The organism is Thiolapillus sp., assembly GCF_048562965.1.
Lineage (GTDB): Bacteria > Pseudomonadota > Gammaproteobacteria > Chromatiales > Chromatiaceae > Thiolapillus > Thiolapillus brandeum_A.
Map to the genome: position 1 here is coordinate 1 of NZ_JBHNMF010001364.1, position 671 is coordinate 671.

Sequence of the window (671 nt, forward strand, 5' to 3'; positions counted from 1 at the left end):
ATCGTATCAAAGAACAGCAACTGGGACTGTTCGCCGATCGTACCAGCAGTGCCACCCTGCGGGCGAACCAACTGCGGCTGTACTTCTCTTCCTTCGCCTATGTCCTGCTGCATGGCCTGCGTCGGCTGGGGCTGACCGGTACGGCGTTCGCCAAGGCCCAGAGCACGACGATCCGTCTGAAGCTGCTGAAAATCGGCGCCCGCCTGCGCCTGACAGCACGCAAAGTCTGGCTGTCCTTCTCGGAAGCATACCCCTACGCCAGCGACATCGCTCAGATCCTGGCCAATCTCAAGCAGCACCCTGCCTGGTCACCCCCTGGATAAACCCTATTACATCCGGCAACGTTGACACAACCGATCAGACTCCGGTGCTGAGGGGCCGGCGCGTCTGTTCCGTCGAAAAAACATCCTCCAGAGCCCCGGGAGAGCGAAAAACACGAGAATTACTTCTCTCGGCGAGTACCTTGGCACGAGAAATGGGCTATCGGTCTATCTTGGCCACGTCCCGGCGCCCAAAAACGCCGGAACCAGTGGATCGGTGAGCGATGCGGGCTAGGGTTACTGCCCCCGGATCCTGAAATCACAAGAGGAAAATCCAATGAAATTGAAAATCATCATGGCAGTGCTTGTCGCATTTTCCCAACCGGCAGCCGCAATTACCGTACACCGAGT

1 protein-coding gene is annotated in these 671 nt (G+C 57.8%); it reads left to right on the plus strand.

What is annotated here, in order from left to right:
* A partial coding sequence (locus ACOCD2_RS24340) for a transposase (protein WP_419616049.1) occupies window positions 1–323 on the plus strand: 323 nt, incomplete at its 5' end.
* Between the last annotated feature and the right edge of the window lie 348 nt (window positions 324–671).